Below are 3526 nucleotides of genomic sequence, written 5' to 3'. Positions count from 1 at the left end.
TTACATATAGAGAAGGAATGTAACTCTCTTCTATCGAATTTTTATATAACAAAAATAATTAGGTGGTGCTTTACTATGAAATTAGCTGTCATTGGTGGCGGTGATTTACAAGATTCAAATCACTTGCCTATTAATGAACGCCTTATAGAATTAACAAATAAACAGTATCCAAAAGTATTGTTTATTCCAACGGCTAGTCATGATGATGAAAGCTATATAAAATTATTTTTAGACACGTTTGAAAAACAATTACATTGTGAAGTACAAATTTTACGCATTACAACAGATTCACCTTCTAAGTATGAAATAGAGGAGATGATTCATTCAGCCGATTTAATTTATCTAGGTGGCGGAAACTATATTCACATGCTTACGCAATGGAAAGAACATAGACTTGATAAAAAATTATTATTGGCTCTGCAACAAGGAACACTTATTGCTGGTTATAGCGCTGGTGCTATGTGTTGGTTCACGTCTAGTATCCGATCAGATTATGAAGGTTCTGGTTACATAGAGAGTAACGGATGGGGTATTGTTAATAAAAGATTTTGTCCACATTATAATCAATTAAACAGAATGAACGCCTTCCATTCCTTTTTACAAAATCATCAAGGGAATATAGAAGGAATTGCACTGGAGGATAATTGCGCTTTATATATTACAGAGGAATCCTTTGAGATTATCGGTGAATCAGAAAAAGCGTGGGAGTTTTATATGAGTGATAAAACTCTCATTAGACAACATTTTGATATAACTTTAAAAAGCTATTTGTAAACCTGCACTTAAGAAAAAATGTCCCTAAGTCTAATAACTTAGGGACATTTTTTCTATTTAACTAACTAATCGTGTAATTCGTTTCTTTTGCCATGAAAGCTTATAATATGCATACTGCAATAGTAAGCTGACAATAAATGCTGCTGGATACCCAATCCAGATACCTTCTATTCCAAGACTTGTATGGTAAGAAAGATAATATGCTACGGGTACTTCTACAAGCCAAATTGAAACAACTCCAATAACAGTTGGCCAAAGTACTGTACCGCTCGCTCGCATTGTCGCACTAATAATTTGTGCATGACCGAAAATTAAATAACTCCATAACGTAATCATAACTAAGCTATGAGCAATTTCAATTGTAGTTTGACTCGTTAAAAATAGTGATAAAATGTCTCTTGAGAATAAATAAATAAGAGATATTAACACACCACCGATGACGTAGTTCATAATAATTCCGGCCTTCACAACTTTCTGCAATCGATCAAATTGATTCGCCCCAATTGATTGTGCTGCAAAAATAGAAACTGTAATACCAAGGCTAACTGCTGGCATTTGTACATAACTTGCAACTTGATTCACAACGCCGTAAGCAGCTGTTGCATCCGAACCGTAACGATTTACAAATGCGATTACGGCAATCTCAGATAATGAAACTAATATCATATTTATACTTGCCGGTATACCGAGCCTTAGCAATAGCTTTAATAACTCCCCATCCATTCGAAGGTATTTTCTAACCGTTCCATCTAGTTGTAATGGGTGATTTTTCTTCTTTAAATACACAAGCATGACAATAAACGTAATAACTGTAGATATAACAGATGCATAGGCTGCTCCATACACATCTAATTTCGGAGCTCCTAACCATCCAAAAATAAGAACTGGTAATAAAATCATATTTAGTGCTGTACTTACAATTAAAAAGTAAAATGGCGTTTTAGAATCTCCTGTACCTCTCATAAATGTTGTATATGCGAAATATAAAAATAATACTGGCATCGATATAAATAAAATCCGTGCATAATGTACACTTATTTCAATAATATTTTCTGGTGTTCCCATTAGACGCATAATATCCATCGCAAAAATACTTCCTATTATCGCCAACACAACTCCAATAATAAAGGTAAATGTCAGCGTCGTACCAACGATAGCTTTTAAACGATCTTCGTTTTTAGCACCAAACGCCTGACCAATTAAAATAGAGCTTCCTGAACCGATACCAATTACAAATGAAACGAGCAAGAAAAATAATGGGAAGAATGCTGATATAGCCGCTAAATCATTAACTCCAAGCCATCTTCCTACTACTACCATACCAAATAATTGTCCAACTGATTGTAGTACATTACTTAATAATAACGGTACTAAAAACATCGACATCGATTTCCAAATCGGTTTACTCTCACTTTCCAACTTATGTGACTCCGCACCTTCTTTATTGTTATCTGCAGGTGGTTTCAAATTTCATTTCTCCTTTTATTAAACATCTATTTTCAATCTCTATCTCTTTGTATAGTTGTTATAATACTGTGCTTCTATTCATTTTCTTTTCGTATGATTATAACTTCACCCAATATTGACTTCCATCGGCTGTTCGATCTAAAAATCCATATTCGATTAAATATCTTCTTAATGTTACAAAATCAGGGTATACATTTTCTATCACTGTATTTACTTCTTTTTCAGTATACTTTTTATTACTATCAAACTTCTTCACTAAATGGCGCAATATAATTAATTTACGCTTTTGTTTCTTCGGAAATTTAGAGAGAGGTCCATCTAACCCTTCTGTAAAATGAGCTTTTAATACTTCATCATTTTCTTCTTCCGTAATATTGTATCGATCATCTACCATCGTTGCTGTTCTATGAATTGGCACAAATTTCGTTTGTACTTTTGATTTTTCTTCTGATAATTCCATTAGCGCTAAAAATACTTTTGCTTGTTTCATTTTCTCTCGCAGTGTAAATCGATGATTACGAATTGTTGATGTACTTCCGCCATCCATCTCTTTTACAATTTCTTTATCATTCAGTCCCATATAGAAAAACTGAACCATTTTCTTTTGTAAATCCGTTAATCCAGTAAATTTCTTATCCATATTTAGCAAATAATCAAACATAGACGTATGCTCATTTTGAATATGCAATTGGACGAACTTCTCTGCTTCATACAAAACTTGATTATCTTGATAAATAACACCTTTAATAAATGTTTCACCACAAGCTAAGCAAATGTACCCCTCTTTTTCTTCATCAAACACATACCCTTTCTTTAATTCCTCTATTGACGCATCCCAAAACTTCTCTGAAATATCGCTCATACTAAACACTCCTTCAAAATGTTTATTTAAAAACCAAACAAATCGCTATATCGTTTATTATTACTTCATCATCTTATCACAACACAAACAAACATTTCAACGTTTCGTTTGCCCATTTTATAAACTTTTATAAAAACATCTATCGAAAGGATTTAATACAACGAAAAGCGAATATGTTTATACAAATTCATTTTATAGGATGTAAAATAGAACATGAATATTCTTCAAGACCCTTGGTTTACCGTTAAGTAAATTGCACAGAACGCATATGCGATTAGTGAATATGGAACTGGTATTCACTCATTACAAAACTTCAGTATTCAATTTTAACTACAAAAAAGATGTTTTCGTATAAGAAAACATCCTTTACTTTTTATATATTCTATTTACAGTCTCTACTAAAACCTTACTTGCTTGTACAAA

Annotated in this window: 3 protein-coding genes; 1 reads left to right on the top strand and 2 read right to left on the bottom strand. The window is 32.6% G+C overall.

Going from position 1 to position 3526, the window contains the following annotated elements:
* Positions 1 to 75: 75 nt before the first annotated feature.
* The gene (locus ABWK52_RS24770; RefSeq protein WP_000762123.1) at positions 76 to 774 is read left to right on the top strand and encodes a peptidase E; all 699 of its coding nucleotides are present in this window, start codon (positions 76 to 78) and stop codon (positions 772 to 774) included.
* A 57-nt stretch (positions 775 to 831) separates the two neighbouring features.
* On the opposite strand, the gene ABWK52_RS24765 is transcribed toward ABWK52_RS24770, so the two are convergent.
* Both ABWK52_RS24765 and ABWK52_RS24760 read right to left on the bottom strand, forming a co-directional pair.
* Positions 832 to 2241, bottom strand: a complete 1410-nt coding sequence (locus ABWK52_RS24765; protein WP_000804128.1) for an MATE family efflux transporter — start codon at positions 2239 to 2241, stop codon at positions 832 to 834.
* Between the two features lie 97 nt (positions 2242 to 2338).
* Positions 2339 to 3103, bottom strand: a complete 765-nt coding sequence (locus ABWK52_RS24760; protein ID WP_001280278.1) for a DUF2087 domain-containing protein — start codon at positions 3101 to 3103, stop codon at positions 2339 to 2341.
* Positions 3104 to 3526 lie beyond the last annotated feature (423 nt).

This window comes from Bacillus sp. AP50, assembly GCF_040492675.1.
GTDB lineage: Bacteria > Bacillota > Bacilli > Bacillales > Bacillaceae_G > Bacillus_A > Bacillus_A cereus.
This window is presented reverse-complemented; position numbering and strand designations above follow the sequence as displayed.